Origin of the sequence: Franconibacter sp. IITDAS19, assembly GCF_023079515.1 — a bacterium.
GTDB classification, from domain to species: domain Bacteria; phylum Pseudomonadota; class Gammaproteobacteria; order Enterobacterales; family Enterobacteriaceae; genus Franconibacter; species Franconibacter pulveris.
Genome location: NZ_JALJCP010000011.1, coordinates 1 through 16,386 on the forward strand (window position 1 = coordinate 1; position 16,386 = coordinate 16,386).

At 57.3% G+C, this 16,386-nt stretch carries 13 protein-coding genes and 1 pseudogene; 9 read left to right on the plus strand and 5 right to left on the minus strand.

Annotation, left to right across the window (positions count from 1 at the left end):
- Positions 1-235: hypothetical protein (locus tag MT962_RS20450; RefSeq protein ID WP_247366325.1), on the plus strand; the 235-nt coding region annotated here is incomplete at its 5' end.
- On the plus strand, positions 207-602 hold the full coding sequence (locus MT962_RS20455) for a YjaA family stress response protein (RefSeq protein ID WP_024557351.1): 396 nt from the start codon (positions 207-209) through the stop codon (positions 600-602). The genes MT962_RS20450 and MT962_RS20455, both read left to right, overlap by 29 nt.
- Here MT962_RS20455 and MT962_RS20460 read toward each other — a convergent pair.
- Positions 593-1,033, minus strand: coding sequence for an acetyltransferase (locus tag MT962_RS20460; RefSeq protein WP_247366326.1), 441 nt, complete (start codon positions 1,031-1,033; stop codon positions 593-595). The genes MT962_RS20455 and MT962_RS20460 overlap by 10 nt on opposite strands.
- Positions 1,034-1,190: 157 nt before the next feature.
- Between MT962_RS20460 and metA the strand changes: the two genes are divergently transcribed.
- The 4 genes from metA (at position 1,191) to aceK (ending at position 7,258) form a co-directional block, all read left to right on the plus strand.
- A complete protein-coding gene (metA, locus tag MT962_RS20465) occupies positions 1,191-2,120 on the plus strand; it encodes a homoserine O-succinyltransferase (RefSeq protein ID WP_024557349.1) in 930 nt (309 codons plus the stop codon).
- Positions 2,121-2,368: 248 nt separating this feature from the next.
- Positions 2,369-3,967, plus strand: coding sequence for a malate synthase A (gene aceB / locus MT962_RS20470; RefSeq protein ID WP_024559940.1), 1,599 nt, complete (start codon positions 2,369-2,371; stop codon positions 3,965-3,967).
- A 35-nt stretch (positions 3,968-4,002) separates the two neighbouring features.
- The gene (gene aceA / locus MT962_RS20475; protein WP_024559939.1) at positions 4,003-5,310 is read left to right on the plus strand and encodes an isocitrate lyase; all 1,308 of its coding nucleotides are present in this window, start codon (positions 4,003-4,005) and stop codon (positions 5,308-5,310) included.
- 226 nt (positions 5,311-5,536) lie between these two features.
- A complete protein-coding gene (gene aceK, locus MT962_RS20480) occupies positions 5,537-7,258 on the plus strand; it encodes a bifunctional isocitrate dehydrogenase kinase/phosphatase (protein ID WP_247366327.1) in 1,722 nt (573 codons plus the stop codon).
- Between the two features lie 84 nt (positions 7,259-7,342).
- Here aceK and iclR read toward each other — a convergent pair whose 3' ends face one another.
- Entirely contained in the window at positions 7,343-8,173 is an 831-nt protein-coding gene (iclR, locus tag MT962_RS20485; RefSeq protein WP_024557345.1) for a glyoxylate bypass operon transcriptional repressor IclR, read from the minus strand.
- Between the two features lie 192 nt (positions 8,174-8,365).
- On the opposite strand from iclR, the gene metH reads away from it, so the two are divergent.
- Together metH and MT962_RS20495 are read left to right on the plus strand one after the other, a co-directional pair.
- The gene (gene metH, locus MT962_RS20490; RefSeq protein ID WP_247366328.1) at positions 8,366-12,049 is read left to right on the plus strand and encodes a methionine synthase; all 3,684 of its coding nucleotides are present in this window, start codon (positions 8,366-8,368) and stop codon (positions 12,047-12,049) included.
- Between the two features lie 381 nt (positions 12,050-12,430).
- Positions 12,431-14,059, plus strand: a complete 1,629-nt coding sequence (locus tag MT962_RS20495; protein ID WP_048887160.1) for a Na/Pi cotransporter family protein — start codon at positions 12,431-12,433, stop codon at positions 14,057-14,059.
- A gap of 130 nt (positions 14,060-14,189) precedes the next feature.
- Here the strand turns inward: MT962_RS20495 and MT962_RS20500 are convergent, their stop codons facing one another.
- The gene (locus tag MT962_RS20500) at positions 14,190-14,552 is read right to left on the minus strand and encodes a hypothetical protein (RefSeq protein WP_247366329.1); all 363 of its coding nucleotides are present in this window, start codon (positions 14,550-14,552) and stop codon (positions 14,190-14,192) included.
- A gap of 47 nt (positions 14,553-14,599) precedes the next feature.
- Here MT962_RS20500 and MT962_RS20505 point away from each other — a divergent pair.
- Positions 14,600-14,881 (plus strand): annotated as a pseudogene (locus MT962_RS20505) (CcdB family protein); the annotation flags it as partial.
- A gap of 48 nt (positions 14,882-14,929) precedes the next feature.
- On the opposite strand, the gene MT962_RS20510 reads toward MT962_RS20505, so the two are convergent.
- Together MT962_RS20510 and panS are read right to left on the minus strand one after the other, a co-directional pair.
- Positions 14,930-15,202, minus strand: coding sequence for a DUF3811 domain-containing protein (locus MT962_RS20510; RefSeq protein WP_024557340.1), 273 nt, complete (start codon positions 15,200-15,202; stop codon positions 14,930-14,932).
- A gap of 105 nt (positions 15,203-15,307) precedes the next feature.
- Entirely contained in the window at positions 15,308-16,249 is a 942-nt protein-coding gene (panS, locus tag MT962_RS20515) for a ketopantoate/pantoate/pantothenate transporter PanS (protein WP_024557339.1), read from the minus strand.
- Positions 16,250-16,386: the final 137 nt, after the last annotated feature.

Here is a 16,386-nt window from a genome sequence, read left to right on the forward strand (position 1 = left end):
CTCCCCATGCGAGAGTAGGGAACTGCCAGGCATCAAACAGGTGAAAAGCCCATCCTCACGGATGGGCTTTTTGCTTTTCAGCGGTACAGCAACGCCTTTTCCTGCCTTTGTATTCACGTTTGATAAAACAACAAAACTTCGCGCATTGCCCTGTTGCCCGATACAATTAACGTCTTCAATTAAAAACAATAAAGCAGGGCAGCTGTATGAATATCCTGTACGTCACCATTCGTAAAAATCGCATGAGTCTGCGCGATCTGGATACCGGCCGGGAAGCGGTGGGTCATGGCTCATTCAGTAATCAGCGTATCCTTATTGGCGCCTTCTTCGCCGCAGAAAAAGTTTTACGAGACCTGATTGAGCAGGTTAAACCGCAAGGCTTGCTGGATCGGTTCGTCAGGCGCCAGCGCTACGACATCGTTATCGACGCGCTGGAGCTTAACGACGGCGGGTTGTCACAGGTTGAGGAGCGCGCCATCATGGAAATGGCAGCCGGCGCATCGGCTATGCGATACCGCCACATGGTGGTAGCCTGCGCTGTGCAGCCTCGAACTGACGATGCCGTGAGAGCGCTGCTTGCGCAAAGCAGAAATCAGCGCTGATAGCGAAGGTGCAGCAGAGGATATGGCCTGCCTTCACTGTCTCTTTCGCTGCGCCCCGTAACGCTGAATCCCATCTTCTCATAAAAAACCACTGCCTGCGTGTTCTGTTCATTAACGTCGGTTGTCAGTTCAGGAGCATAAGAAAGCGCATGGGCAATCAGCATACGGCCCACGCCCTTGCCGCGAAAATCCGGATCGACGAATAGCGCGTGCATATGTGCTCCTGATAACAGCATAAAGGCCACGGGAGCGTCATCGGACGTAACGGCGACCCAAAGCGGAGCGTCCGGCAAAAATGTCCGCACCTGTTTTTCGATTTCGATACGATCTGCAGGCTGCAAAAAAGTATGGGTAGCATCGACCGAGCGACACCAGATATCACCCAGGGCTTCTCCTTCATCACGCCGGGCACGGCGTATCGGTATGCTCATCGCGAGCTCCTTCTTATTGCGTTTTTGTTCTAACCTTTCCCGGTTCTTGAAACTTTCTCACCTTCAGCATGCAGGCTCGACATTCACGCCGAACCTGGTTATTGTCAGCTATCTGGATGTCTAAACGTTTAAACGTATGCAGTGAGGAAATAAGGTTATGCCTATTCGGGTGCCTGATGAGTTACCAGCCGTCAATTTTCTGCGTCAGGAAAATGTCTTTGTGATGACCACATCACGCGCCATTAATCAGGAGATCCGTCCGCTTAAGGTCCTGATACTTAACCTCATGCCGAAAAAAATTGAGACGGAAAACCAGTTCCTGCGTTTACTCTCAAACTCCCCGTTGCAGCTGGATATTCAACTTTTGCGCATCGACAGCCGCGAGTCCCGCAACACGCCCGCAGAGCATCTGAATAACTTCTACTGTAACTTTGAAGATATTTGCGATCAGAACTTCGACGGGCTTATCGTCACCGGCGCGCCGTTGGGCCTGGTCGAGTTTAATGACGTCGCCTATTGGCCGCAAATCCAGCAGGTCCTGGAGTGGGCGAAAGATCACGTTACGTCGACGCTGTTTGTCTGCTGGGCGGTTCAGGCGGCGTTAAATATCCTTTATGGTATTCCAAAGCAGACCCGTAAAGAGAAGCTTTCTGGCGTTTATGAGCACCACATCACCCAGCCTCATGCGCTGCTGACAAAAGGGTTTGATGATACGTTTCTGGCGCCGCATTCGCGCTACGCGGATTTCCCGGCCTCGCTTATTCGCGATTATACCGATCTCGATATTCTTGCCGAATCGGAAGAGGGGGACGCTTACCTGTTCGCCAGCAAAGATAAACGCATCGCCTTTGTTACCGGCCATCCGGAATATGACGCTAATACGCTTGCGAGCGAGTATTTCCGCGACGTCGAGGCGGGTCTGGACCCGCAGGTGCCTTATAACTATTTCCCGAACAACGATCCGCAAAACAAGCCTCGCGCGACATGGCGTAGCCATGGAAATTTACTCTTTACGAACTGGCTTAATTACTTCGTCTACCAGATCACGCCATATGATCTTCGTCATATGAATCCCACGCTGGATTAAGCGATTCAGCCTCCCATGACAGGCGCCTGCGGGCGCCTTTTTTGTTTTAAAAAGCCATCCAATTACATAGAAAATTTTAAATTGATTAAAATCAGTAGGTTATATGAATTTTAAATCAAAAATGGAAATTGTTTTTGATTTTGAAAATGGTTTGATTACTCTTATTCCTGCTGAACGAAAAACGCACGCCTTTGGTTTCGTTCGCGATCGCATCTTTCTTTCACGGATCAACAGAGAGGATCGCAGTCATGAATCAGCAAGCCACCACCACCGAACTGGCATTCAACCAGCCCTTTAGCGAGCGGGAACGGCAAATACTGACGCCTGAAGCCGTTGAGTTTTTAAGCGAACTGGTTGCCCGCTTTACGCCGCAGCGTAACAAGTTATTAGCCGCCAGAACGCAGGTACAGCAGGAAATCGATGCCGGCAAGCTGCCCGATTTTATTTCGGAAACGGCTTCCATAAGAGAAAGCGAATGGACTATTCGCGGTATTCCAGAGGACTTACAGGATCGCCGCGTTGAAATCACCGGCCCTGTAGAGCGCAAAATGGTGATCAATGCGCTAAACGCCAATGTGAAAGTCTTCATGGCAGATTTTGAAGACTCGCTGGCGCCAAACTGGGAGAAAGTGATCGACGGGCAGATCAACCTGCGGGATGCGGTGAAAGGCACCATCACCTGGACCAGTGAAGCTGGCAAAATCTACCAACTGAAGCCCAATCCTGCGGTGTTGATCTGCCGGGTGCGCGGCCTGCATCTCCCGGAAAAACATGTTACCTGGCGCGGTGAAGCGATCCCTGGCAGCCTGTTTGACTTCGCGCTCTATTTTTTCCACAACCACGAAACCCTGCTCGCCAAAGGCAGCGGCCCCTATTTCTACCTGCCGAAAACCCAGTCATGGCAGGAGGCCGCCTGGTGGAGCGAGGTTTTCAGCTATACCGAAGACCGCTTCAGCCTGCCGCGCGGCACCATCAAAGCAACCTTGTTAATCGAAACGCTGCCAGCGGTTTTCCAGATGGACGAGATCCTTCATGCGATGCGCGACCATATCGTGGGTCTTAACTGCGGCCGCTGGGATTACATTTTCAGCTACATCAAAACGCTCAAAAACCACCCGGATCGCGTGCTGCCCGACCGCCAGAGCGTAACAATGGATAAACCCTTTCTGAATGCGTATTCGCGGCTGCTGATTAAAACCTGCCACCGCCGCGGGGCCTTCGCAATGGGCGGTATGGCGGCGTTTATCCCGAGTAAAGATAGCCAGCGTAACGACTGGGTGCTGAATAAGGTTAAAGCGGATAAAGAGCTCGAAGCGAACAATGGTCACGATGGCACATGGATTGCGCACCCCGGGCTTGGCGATACGGTGATGGCGGTCTTTGACAAGGCGCTGGGGGAAAACAAAAACCAGCTGCGCGTCACCCGGGAAGAAGATGCGCCCATTACTGCGCAAGCGCTGTTGGCGCCTTGCGAAGGCGAGCGTACGGAAGAGGGGATGCGCGCCAATATCCGCGTGGCGGTGCAGTACATTGAAGCCTGGATTTCAGGCAACGGCTGCGTGCCGATTTACGGCCTGATGGAAGATGCCGCGACGGCGGAGATCTCCCGTACCTCTATCTGGCAGTGGATCCACCATCAGAAAACCTTAAGCAACGGCAAGCTGGTGACCAAAGATCTCTTCCGCCAGATGCTCGCCGAAGAGATGCAGGTCATCCAGGAAGAGCTGGGCGAACAGCGCTTCAGCCATGGCCGCTTTGTAGAGGCCGCGCGCCTGATGGAGCAAATCACCACCTCGGACGAGCTTATCGACTTCCTCACGCTGCCAGGCTACCGCCTGCTGGCCTGACCCTACGCCACCCTACTAATAAGGAGCATCTGCCTATGAAAACGACACGTACCCAACAGATTGAGCAGTTAGAGCAGGAATGGCAACAACCGCGCTGGGAAGGGATCCGTCGTCCTTACAGCGCGCAGGAGGTGGTAAAGCTGCGCGGCTCGGTGAACCCGGAATGCACGCTGGCGCAGTTGGGCGCGGCGAAAATGTGGCGTTTGCTGCATGGCGACGCGAAAAAAGGCTATATCAACAGCCTCGGCGCGCTGACCGGCGGCCAGGCGTTGCAACAGGCGAAAGCGGGGATTGAGGCGGTTTACCTTTCCGGTTGGCAGGTCGCAGCCGATGCTAACCTGGCGTCCAGCATGTACCCGGATCAATCGCTCTACCCGGCTAACTCCGTGCCTTCGGTAGTGGAGCGGATCAACAATACGTTTCGCCGTGCGGATCAGATCCAGTGGGCTGCCGGCATTGAGCCGGGCGATCCGCGCTATGTCGATTATTTCCTGCCGATTGTGGCGGATGCCGAAGCGGGATTTGGCGGCGTGCTGAACGCCTTTGAACTGATGAAATCGATGATTGAAGCGGGCGCGGCGGCGGTACATTTTGAAGATCAGCTCGCCTCGGTGAAAAAGTGCGGTCATATGGGCGGGAAAGTGCTGGTGCCGACTCAGGAAGCTATCCAGAAGCTGGTGGCGGCGCGCCTGGCGGCAGATGTGATGGGCGTGCCAACGCTGTTAATCGCCCGCACCGACGCCGACGCGGCGGATCTGATTACCTCCGATTGCGACCCCTACGACAGCGAGTTCATTACCGGCGAGCGCACCAGCGAAGGCTTTTACCGCACTCGGGCGGGCGTAGAGCAGGCTATCAGCCGGGGGCTGGCGTATGCCCCTTATGCCGACCTGGTATGGTGTGAAACGTCCACGCCCGATCTCGCTCAGGCCAGGCGCTTCGCCGAAGCGATTCATGCCCGTTTCCCCGGCAAGCTGCTCGCCTACAACTGCTCGCCTTCGTTTAACTGGCAGAAGAATCTGGATGATAAAACCATCGCCAGCTTTCAGCAGCAGCTGTCGGACATGGGCTACAAGTACCAGTTCATCACGCTCGCAGGGATTCACAGCATGTGGTTCAACATGTTCGACCTGGCACACGCCTATGCGCAGGGCGAAGGGATGAAGCACTACGTTGAGAAGGTGCAGCAGCCGGAATTCGCGGCCGGGAAAGAAGGGTACACTTTCGTTTCGCATCAGCAAGAGGTGGGCACCGGCTATTTCGACAACGTGACCACCATTATCCAGGGCGGCGCGTCGTCCGTCACGGCGCTGACCGGCTCAACAGAGGAAGCGCAGTTCTAGCGGCAAATCCTCACCTGGCCCTCTCCCTTAACGGGAGAGGGAAAAGGCGGGCTGGCCTGTTCTCTCTTTCCGGTGGAAGAAACGCGCAGAGCGGGTAAGCGCCAGCCGCCATGCGCTGTGGGCTCAGGTCAGTCGCTCCGCCTTTCCCTTCCTGGCAGAGGGGCAGGACAAGGCGCAAACAGGGCCGCAACGTTGTTTCTCTCATCTTCACACCAGGAGCCTGTCTATGTCGCGTGGACTGGAACTGCTTGTCGCTCAAACCATTCTGCAGGGCTTCGACGCCCAGTACGGGCGCTTTCTGGAAGTGACCTCCGGCGCGCAGCAGCGCTTCGAGCAGGCTGACTGGCACGCCGTCCAGCAGGCGATGAAAAGCCGTATCCACCTTTACGATCATCACGTGGGCCTGGTGGTGGAGCAGCTAAAGTGCATTACCGAGGGAAAAGGCGCTGACGCTGATTTTCTGCTGCGCGTTAAACAGCATTACACCGCGCTGTTGCCCGACTACCCACGTTTCGAGATTGCCGAAAGCTTTTTCAACTCTGTTTATTGCCGGCTTTTCGACCACCGCGCGCTCAGCCCTGAACGGCTGTTTATCTTCAGCTCGCAGCCCGAACGGCGCTTTCGCACCATTCCCCGTCCGCTGGCGAAAGACTTCTATCCGCAGCAGGGATGGCGGGAATTGCTTACCACGCTGCTTAGCGATCTCCCGCTGCGCTTGCGCTGGCAAAATCTCGCGCGGGATGTGGGCTATATTATTGCGCACCTCACCGAAACCCTCGGGCCGGAGATGCTGCAGAACGCGCATTTGCAGGTGGCGAATGAGCTCTTCTACCGCAACAAAGCGGCCTGGCTGGTGGGCAAGCTGGTGCTGCCGGGCGGCACGCTGCCGTTTCTGCTGCCCATTCACCGCACGGAAGAGGGCGAATTGTTTGTTGACGCCTGCCTGACCACCAGCGCCGAGGCGAGCATCGTTTTCGGTTTCGCCCGCTCTTATTTTATGGTCTACGCGCCGCTGCCCGCCGCGCTGGTGGAGTGGCTGCGGGAGATCCTGCCGGGCAAAACCACCGCCGAGCTTTATATGGCGATAGGCTGCCAGAAGCACGGCAAAACGGAGAGCTACCGCGAATACCTCAACTACATCACCCGCACCGACGAGCAGTTTATCGAAGCGCCCGGCATTCGCGGTATGGTCATGCTGGTCTTCACGCTGCCGGGCTTTGACCGGGTATTTAAGGTGATTAAAGACCGCTTCGCGCCGCAGAAAGAGATGACCGAAGCGCACGTTCGCGCCTGCTATCAACTGGTAAAAGAGCATGATCGCGTCGGGCGGATGGCGGATACCCAGGAGTTTGAAAACTTCGTGCTGACGAAAAGCCAGATAAGCCCGCCGCTGCTGGCGCTGCTGCAACAGGAAGCGCCGCGCAAGCTCACCGATCTGGGCGACAGGATAGTCATCAGCCATCTCTATATTGAGCGGCGTATGGTGCCGCTGAACCTGTGGCTGGAGCAGGCAAGCGGCCAACAGCTGCGCGATGCGGTAGAGGAGTATGGCAACGCCATCCGGCAACTCGCCGCCGCGAATATCTTCCCGGGCGACATGCTGTTTAAGAATTTCGGCGTCACCCGCCATGGACGGGTAGTGTTTTATGACTACGACGAAATTTGCTATATGACCGAGGTGAATTTTCGGGATATTCCGCCGCCGCGCTACCCGGAAGATGAACTGAGCGCTGAGCCGTGGTACAGCGTAGCGCCGGGCGACGTTTTCCCCGAGGAGTTCCGCCACTGGCTTTGCGCCGACCCGCAAATCGGTCCGCTGTTTGAGGAGATGCACAGCGAGCTTTTCAGCGCAGCTTACTGGCGGTCGCTTCAGGCGCGCATTCGCGAAGGGCATGTGGAGGATGTTTACGCCTACCGCAGGCATCAGCGTTTTTGTCTGCGCGGGTAAAAGCAAAACGGCAAACCTGAGGCTGCCGTTTTGCTATTTGCGCCGCTCGTCGGTGAGAAGCAGGGCGTCAGGCAGTTTCTTCTCTTAACGTACCCCGCCGTAAGCCAGCGTCACCTCTTTCGCCGCTTTGATAACCAGCGCCCCCAGCTCCGTTACGCGGTCGTCGGTAATGCGCGAAACCGGGCCGGAGAGGGAAATCGCGGCGAAGGCTTCATGATGCTCATCGTAAATACAGGCCGCCACGCAGCGCAGCCCCAGCGCATGTTCTTCGTCATCGAAGGAGTAGCCGCGCTTGCGGGTCTGGGCCAAATCTTCTTTCAGATGCAGCGGCGAAACCAGCGTCGCATGGGTGTAGGTGTGAAGCCCCTGACGGTGCAGCAGGCTGGTCACCTCTTCGTCGCTTAGCTGCGATAAAAACGCCTTGCCCGCGCCGGAGGCGTGCATCGGTAGTTTACCGCCGATGGGGGCGGACATGCGCATCAGTTGGGTGCACTGCACCTGATCGATAATAATCGCCTGATGATCGCTTTTATCCAGCACCGCGAGGTTGACCGTTTCGCCGGAGCTCTCCATCAGCTTACGCAGAATGGGATGCACAATCGCCAGCAAATTGCGGCTTTGCAAAAAGCTGCTGCCGACCATAAAAGCGTGGGCGCCAATCGCCCAGTGTCCGAGGTCGCCAACCTGGCGCACGAAACCCAGTTGCTGCATCGTGGTGAGCAGACGGTGGGTGGTGGAGTTGGGCAAGCCCGCCTGCTGGGCGAGTTCCGTCAGCGCCACGCTGCCCTGCGACTCGGCGATCCATTCCAGTAACTTCAGCCCGCGCGTCAGCGACTGCACCTGACCGGTGGCCTGCGGCGCAGCGGCGGCGGCGCGGGGTTTCTTGCCGCGTTTAGCGGGAACAGCAGCGACCATGGCGGCCTCCTTTTCTGTATCGTGGAAATAATTTTCGTTTTATTTGGCGATAATGCAACCGTCGTACTACTCATCGGAGGAGTTGATAGTGAACATGTCTCAAGTTGCCGTCGCTCGCCTTTTCCGCCAGGGGGGATTATGCCAGTATGGTCTGCTGGCCTGTTGGGCCTTTATGTGTAGCCGGGAGTGAATGTGAGTAGCAAAGTTGAGAAGCTGCGTCAGCAGCTAGCCGAACGTATTCTGGTGCTCGATGGCGGCATGGGCACCATGATCCAGAGTTACCGTCTGGAAGAGCAGGATTACCGCGGCGAGCGTTTCGCCGACTGGCCGTGTGACTTAAAGGGCAATAACGACCTTCTGGTGCTGACCAAACCGGAAACCATCGCCGCCATTCACTATGCCTATTTTGAAGCGGGCGCGGATATCGTTGAGACTAACACCTTTAACTCAACCACCATCGCGATGGCCGATTACCAGATGGAAGCGCTGTCGGCGGAAATCAACTTTGCAGCGGCGAAGCTCGCCCGCGCCTGCGCTGATGAGTGGACGGCCCGCACGCCGGAAAAACCGCGCTACGTCGCAGGCGTGCTCGGCCCTACCAACCGCACCGCCTCTATTTCACCGGACGTTAACGACCCGGCTTACCGCAACGTCACCTTCGACCAGCTGGTGGAAGCCTACCGTGAATCCACCCGGGCGCTGGTGGAGGGCGGTTCAGATCTAATCCTGATTGAAACGGTTTTCGACACCCTTAACGCCAAAGCCGCTATTTTCGCCGTGAAAGCCGAGTTCGACGCGCTGGGCGTCGAGCTGCCAGTCATGATCTCCGGCACCATAACCGACGCCTCCGGGCGCACCCTCTCGGGCCAGACGACGGAGGCGTTTTACAACTCGCTGCGCCATGCGGACGCGCTCTCCTTCGGCCTTAACTGCGCGCTGGGGCCGGATGAGCTGCGTCAGTATGTGGCGGAACTCTCCCGCATCGCGGAATGCTACGTGACGGCGCACCCCAACGCCGGCCTGCCGAACGCCTTCGGCGAATACGATCTGGATGCCGACGTGATGGCCGGGCAAATCCGCGAATGGGCGGAGTCGGGCTTTCTGAATATCGTCGGCGGCTGCTGCGGCACCACGCCGGCGCACATCGCCGCCATGAGCCGCGCCGTGGAAGGGTTGCCGCCGCGCAAGCTGCCAGAGATTCCGGTCGCCTGCCGCCTGGCGGGTCTGGAGCCGCTCAACATCGGCGACGACTCGCTGTTTGTGAACGTCGGCGAGCGCACCAACGTAACCGGCTCCGCCAAATTCAAGCGCCTTATCAAAGAAGAGAAGTACAGCGAAGCGCTGGATGTGGCGCGCCAGCAGGTCGAAAACGGCGCGCAGATAATCGACATCAACATGGATGAAGGGATGCTCGACGCCGAAGCGGCGATGGTGCGTTTCCTCAACCTGATCGCCGGCGAACCGGATATCGCTCGCGTGCCGATTATGATCGACTCCTCGAAATGGGAAGTCATTGAAAAGGGCCTCAAGTGCATTCAGGGCAAAGGCATCGTTAACTCTATCTCCATGAAAGAGGGCGTTGAGACCTTTATCCATCATGCGAAGCTGGTGCGTCGTTACGGCGCGGCGGTGGTGGTGATGGCCTTTGATGAAGTGGGCCAGGCGGATACCCGCGCGCGTAAAATCGAAATCTGCCGCCGGGCGTACCAGATTCTCACCGAAGAAGTGGGCTTCCCGCCGGAAGATATTATTTTCGACCCGAACATCTTTGCGGTGGCGACGGGCATCGAAGAGCACAACAACTACGCTCAGGACTTTATCGGCGCCTGCGAGGACATTAAGCGTGAGCTGCCCCATGCGCTGATTTCCGGCGGCGTATCGAACGTGTCGTTTTCGTTTCGCGGCAACGACCCGGTACGTGAAGCCATTCACGCGGTATTCCTCTATTACGCCATCCGCAACGGTATGGATATGGGGATCGTTAACGCCGGACAGCTGGCAATTTACGACGACCTGCCCGCCGAGCTGCGCGATGCGGTAGAGGACGTTATTCTCAACCGCCGCGCCGACGGCACCGAGCGGCTGCTGGATCTGGCGGAGAAATACCGCGGCAGCAAAAGCGACGCGGCGGCAGACCCGCAGCAGGCCGAATGGCGCTCGTGGGACGTAAAAAAACGCCTTGAATACTCGCTGGTAAAAGGCATTACCGAGTTTATCGAGCAGGATACCGAGGAGGCGCGCCAGCAGGCGGCTCGTCCCATTGAGGTTATTGAAGGGCCGCTGATGGACGGGATGAACGTGGTCGGCGACCTCTTCGGCGAGGGCAAGATGTTCCTGCCGCAGGTGGTGAAATCCGCCCGCGTCATGAAACAGGCGGTGGCTTACCTTGAGCCGTACATTCAGGCCAGCAAAGAGGTTGGCAAAAGCAACGGCAAAATCGTTCTCGCCACGGTAAAAGGCGATGTGCACGACATCGGCAAAAATATCGTCGGCGTGGTGTTGCAGTGTAATAATTACGAAATCATCGATCTTGGCGTGATGGTGCCGATGGATAAAATCCTTAAAACCGCGCGCGAAGAAAAAGCCGATATCATTGGTCTTTCCGGGCTTATCACCCCGTCGCTCGATGAGATGGTGAACGTGGCGAAAGAGATGGAGCGCCAGGGCTTTACCCTGCCGCTGCTGATTGGCGGCGCGACCACCTCGAAAGCCCATACGGCGGTGAAAATCGAGCAGAACTACAGCGGGCCGACGGTCTATGTGCAGAACGCCTCGCGCACCGTAGGCGTCGTTTCGTCGCTGCTTTCCGACACGCTGCGCGACAGCTTTGTCGAACGTACCCGTAAGGAGTATGAAACCGTGCGTATCCAACATGGTCGTAAAAAACCCCGTACGCCGCCGGTTACGCTTGCCGCGGCGCGGGAAAACGATCTCGCCTTCGACTGGGAGAGCTACACCCCGCCGGTGGCGCACCGACTGGGCGTGCAGGAAGTGACCGCCAGCATCGAAACGCTGCGCAACTACATCGACTGGACGCCGTTCTTTATGACCTGGTCGCTTGCCGGCAAATACCCGCGCATTCTCGAAGATGACGTCGTAGGGGTTGAGGCGCAGCGCCTGTTTAAAGACGCCAACGATATGCTCGACATGCTGAGCGCGAAGAAATCGTTGAACCCGCGCGGCGTGGTGGGGCTCTTTCCGGCTAACCGCGTGCTGGACGACGTTGAAATCTACCGCGACGAAACGCGCACCCATGTGCTGGCGGTCAGCCATCATCTGCGCCAGCAGACAGAAAAAGTGGGCTTCGCCAACTACTGCCTCGCTGATTTCGTCGCGCCTAAACGCAGCGGCAAAGCGGACTACATCGGCGCTTTCGCCGTGACCGGCGGGCTTGAGGAAGACGCGCTGGCCGAAGCCTATGACGCGCAGCATGACGATTACAACAAAATCATGGTGAAAGCGGTGGCGGACCGCCTGGCGGAAGCGTTCGCCGAATACCTGCACGAGCGCGTGCGTAAAGTCTACTGGGGCTATGCGCCGAATGAGAACCTCAGCAACGAGGAGCTTATCCGCGAAAACTACCAGGGCATCCGTCCGGCGCCCGGCTATCCGGCCTGCCCGGATCACACCGAAAAAGCGACTATCTGGGCGCTGCTGGATGTGGAAACCCACATCGGCATGAAGCTGACCGAGTCCTACGCCATGTGGCCGGGGGCGTCGGTTTCCGGCTGGTACTTCAGCCACCCGGACAGCAAGTACTTCGCCGTCGCGCAAATCCAGCGCGATCAGGTGGAAGATTACGCCCAGCGTAAAGGAATGAGCGCCCCGGAAGTGGAGCGTTGGCTTGCGCCTAACCTCGGGTACGATGCGGATTAACTTTTGTAAGCGCCAGAGCTACATGACTGGCGCTTCTTATCGATAATCGAACGCGTACTGCAGGGTGCAAGAAACCTGGCTGCATTTTTCTCCTCGTAAAATGTAGACCGTCATAAATTTGTCATTTTTCCGCCCGCCGACGCGCCTTTACGGCTATCCCGTCCGCCTTCCTGTGAATTAAGCTCTTATACTCATTAAACGGTTTAAGCTAACGCCCTCGCGGTTGCGTACCTGCTTCGCAGGATAGGTAAGCGTTGCGCCCCAACCCTGAGCGCGAAGGGTCGTTGCGCTTATCCGTCTTACCTGTTTGCCTTTGCCGCAAGGGAAAGGTTTCATTGCAAAATCGGTATCAAAGGAAAACAACAACCATAAGGAGAAGCCGTGTTAACGCTGTTACACCTGCTGTCTGCGGTGGCGCTGCTGGTATGGGGCACCCACATTGTGCGTACCGGCGTAATGCGCGTCTTTGGCGCGCGGTTAAGAACCGTGCTCAGCCGCAGCGTGGAGAAAAAACCGCTCGCCTTTTGCGCGGGCATTGGCGTGACTGCGCTGGTGCAGAGCAGCAACGCCACCACGATGTTAGTCACCTCGTTTGTCGCGCAGGATCTGGTGGCGCTCACGCCTGCGCTGGTCATTGTGCTGGGGGCCGATGTCGGTACGGCGCTGATGGCGCGCGTGCTGACCTTCGACCTTTCCTGGCTCTCGCCGCTGCTGATTTTCGTCGGTGTCATTTTCTTCTTAAGCCGCAAGCAAACCCGGGCGGGTCAGCTTGGTCGCGTCGCCATCGGCCTTGGGCTTATTCTGCAGGCGCTGGAGCTTATCGTGCAGGCGGTCACGCCGATTACCGAAGCCTCGGGCGTGAAGGTGATTTTCGCCTCGCTGACGGGCGATATCATGCTCGATGCGCTGATAGGCGCCGTGTTCGCTATCATCAGCTATTCAAGCCTTGCCGCCGTGTTGTTGACCGCCACGCTGACGGCGACCGGCGTTATCTCTTTTGATGTGGCGCTCTGTCTGGTGATTGGCGCCAACCTCGGCTCCGGCCTGCTTGCTATGCTCAACAACAGCGCCGCGAACGCCGCCGCCCGGCGCGTGGCGCTTGGCAGCCTGATGTTCAAGCTGGTGGGCAGCCTCATTGTGCTGCCGTTCGTTCACCTTCTGGCGAATGGGCTGCATAAATTGCCGCTGCCGGAGTCCGAACTGGTTATCTATTTTCACGTCTTTTATAACCTCATCCGCTGCCTGGCGATGGTGCCTTTCGCCAGAATGATGGCGCGCTTTTGCCGCCGGATGATCAAAGACGACCCGCAGACCGACGCGCGGCTGAAGCCGCGCCATCTGGACACCAGCGCGCTCGACACCCCGGCGCTGGGCCTTGCCAACGCGGCGCGGGAGACGCTGCGCATGGGCGACGCGCTGGAGCATATGCTGGAGCTGTACGGCAAAGTCATGCACGGCGAACCGCGCCAGGAGAAAGAGCTGCGCAAGGTGGCCGACGATGTGGATGTGCTCTACACCGCCATCAAGCTCTATCTGGCGCGCATGCCGAAAGAGGATTTGCCGGAAGCGGAGGCGAAACGCTGGGCGGAGATTATTGAGATGTCGCTGAACCTCGATCAGGCGGCGGACATTCTTGAGCGCATGGGCAGCGAAGTGGCGGATAAGTCGCTGGCCGCGCGGCGCGCGTTTTCGCCGGAAGGCATTAAGGAGCTGGATACGCTGCTTAGCCAGCTTACCGCCAACCTGAAGCTCAGCATGTCGGTCTTTTTCTCCGGCGACGTGCCGAGCGCGCGGCGTCTGCGCCGCTATAAACACCGCTTTCGCATTCTCAACCGGCGCTACTCTCATGCGCACGTTGACAGGCTGCATCAGCAGAATGTGCAGAGCATTGAAACCAGCTCGTTACACCTGAGCCTGCTTGGCGACATGAAGCGGCTGAACTCGTTGTTCTGCGCGGTGGCCTACAGCGTGCTGGAGCAGCCGGACGACGATGAGGAGCGAGCGGAGTAACGCATTAACGTTTGATGGTTAACCCGAGACCCAACGCTTTCATCACCGCCAGGGTGGTTTTAAGCGTTGGGTTTCCTTTATCGCGAAAAGAGCGGCATCGCTGCTTTCAGCATTGCCGCGAAAGCACGATTTACCGGGAAGCAACTCGCAAAGCGCGCACCGGCTTCGTGACAATACGGCCTTCAAACTCTATTTTCTGATACAGCGCGAAACCTGAAGCACCGGGAAAGGGAAAAACCGTGCAGTACCGCAGATCAAAGGAGGCATCATGCGCACCAGAGTTCCGTTTATCACTGCAGCCAGCAATCCGCTGGAAATAAAAATGATAAGCCACGCCAGAAGGCAAGAAAGTGAATTCTCCGTCATGTCCGACGGTATAAGCCAGCAAGAAAACTGTCAGCATCATACCGAAGCAGAGCTTCGAGAGTATCAGCAGACCTTCGAAGCCATTAACCACTTTATTGAGGAGCATGGCGCGTTTAGTGATTTTCATCGGTCGTTCTGATGGAACAGCTTTGGGTATAGCAGAACAAAGGGGCAGGCAAGCATGCTTACCCCTATTTTATTAATATCCAGCACCCTGTCGCGAATACGCTTCGGCATGTTTTGGTTGTGCCAGTAGTCGACAGCAGGCTTTTGCCCGCTAAGCCCTTGTCGGCAAAAATTTGTCCGGTGGTTGAGATTGCTGGGCGCGCTTATGTGGCGATGACGCCCATGATGGCGGGAGTGCCAACGAAAGAAGTCGGCGGCGAAGTTGCTGACTTTACGCACTATCGACAGCCATTACGCGATGCAGTCGATTTTTTGCTTAATGGCTACTAACCCGTAGCCATTTTTTAGCGACCCCGCAGCATGCGAATGCAAAGGTCATCACCTTCGTCCGCGCGCAGGCGTGCTGGCGGACCAGGAGAAGGTGGATTCGCTGTCGGGCTTGTAAGCCTGCTGCTTCTTGAGCTTACGCGCCTGTTTCGCCGCCAGCTCCCGCTGCGCCATCAGTTTATCGATGTACTCTTTCTTAACGTGATTCGCTTCGGAATTGGTCAGCGGGCGGCCATGGGCGATACGGGCGCGGTCGAGCAGCGTTTTTAATTCGCGCTGTTCGCTTTCGGTCATCTCTTTCTGGGTCAGTCTGGCGGTGGACATAATGGCTACCTCTCAGGGAAAGTCAGTCCAGTGTACGTGATAGCGGCGAAGAACACAGGATAAGCCTGCTGAAATAAAAATGCCGGGCAGCCCCGGCATTTCACATTAACTCTCCCGCACGGTTTCCCGTTTGCGTTTATCGACGGGCTTCCCGGACCAGTAACCCGCCAGCAGCGAGCCGGAAAGGTTATGCCACACCGAGAAGAGCGCGCCGGGCAGGGCGGCCAGCGGCGAGAAGTAGATTTTGCCAAGCGCGGCGGCAAGCCCTGAGTTCTGCATGCCCACCTCGATGGCCAGCGTGCGACAGGTCGACTCGTCAAAGCCGAACAGCCTTCCGCCCCAGTAGCCGCCAAGCAAACCAATGCTGTTATGCAGGATTACCGCCACAATCACCATCAGGCCTACCGAGGCGATATGCGAAGCGGAGCCCGCCACCACGGCGCTGATGATAGCCAGAATACAGACCATCGAAAACGCGGGCAGATAAGGCTCTACCGCTTTCACCAGACGCGGGAAGAGATGGTGCACAATCAGCCCCAGCGCAATCGGGATAACGACGATTTGCAGAATGCTCAGCAGCATGCCCATCACGTCCACCTGAATATGCGCGTCGACGTAAAGACGCGTCAGCAGCGGCGTGGCGAAAACGCCCACCAGCGTAGAGACGGAGGAGATGGTTACCGACAGCGCCACGTCGCCCTTCGCCAGATAGATCATCACGTTGGACGCGGTGCCGCTCGCCACGCTTCCCACCAGCACCATCCCGGCGGAAAGATCCGGCGGCATATGAAACAGCATCGCCAGCAGCCAGGCGGCCAGCGGCATTACCAGATAGTGCAGAAAAATGCCTGCCGCCACCGGCGCGGGGCGGGAGAGCACGCGTTTAAAATCATCAAGCTTCAGGTGCACGCCCATGCCGAACATGATGAGCATTAATAGCGTGCTGACCCAGGGCCCAACGGGCGTGAAGGTGGAAGGGGTGTAATAAGCCAAAACCGAGAGCAGCAGCGCCCAGAGCGGGAACAGCCGCGTGAATGTTGCGAGCATGATGATTCTTTTCCTTGCAGGTTGCGTCGTTGTGTTTCCCCTGCCGCTGTGAGCGCGGCGTTGCGTTATCGCTATGCGGGGATAAAAAAGCCGGGAGCGGGCCCGGCCATAGCTATTGTGTATCGTGCGAAGAAAAG

Bases quoted from the DNA above. Each gene is read 5' to 3' on its own strand.
- MT962_RS20455 (WP_024557351.1), top strand. From the start codon at position 207: ATGAATATCCTGTACGTCACCATTCGTAAAAATCGCATGAGTCTGCGC.
- MT962_RS20460 (WP_247366326.1), bottom strand. From the start codon at position 1,033: ATGAGCATACCGATACGCCGTGCCCGGCGTGATGAAGGAGAAGCCCTG.
- metA (WP_024557349.1), top strand. From the start codon at position 1,191: ATGCCTATTCGGGTGCCTGATGAGTTACCAGCCGTCAATTTTCTGCGT.
- aceB (WP_024559940.1), top strand. From the start codon at position 2,369: ATGAATCAGCAAGCCACCACCACCGAACTGGCATTCAACCAGCCCTTT.
- aceA (WP_024559939.1), top strand. From the start codon at position 4,003: ATGAAAACGACACGTACCCAACAGATTGAGCAGTTAGAGCAGGAATGG.
- aceK (WP_247366327.1), top strand. From the start codon at position 5,537: ATGTCGCGTGGACTGGAACTGCTTGTCGCTCAAACCATTCTGCAGGGC.
- iclR (WP_024557345.1), bottom strand. From the start codon at position 8,173: ATGGTCGCTGCTGTTCCCGCTAAACGCGGCAAGAAACCCCGCGCCGCC.
- MT962_RS20500 (WP_247366329.1), bottom strand. From the start codon at position 14,552: ATGAAAATCACTAAACGCGCCATGCTCCTCAATAAAGTGGTTAATGGC.
- MT962_RS20510 (WP_024557340.1), bottom strand. From the start codon at position 15,202: ATGTCCACCGCCAGACTGACCCAGAAAGAGATGACCGAAAGCGAACAG.
- panS (WP_024557339.1), bottom strand. From the start codon at position 16,249: ATGCTCGCAACATTCACGCGGCTGTTCCCGCTCTGGGCGCTGCTGCTC.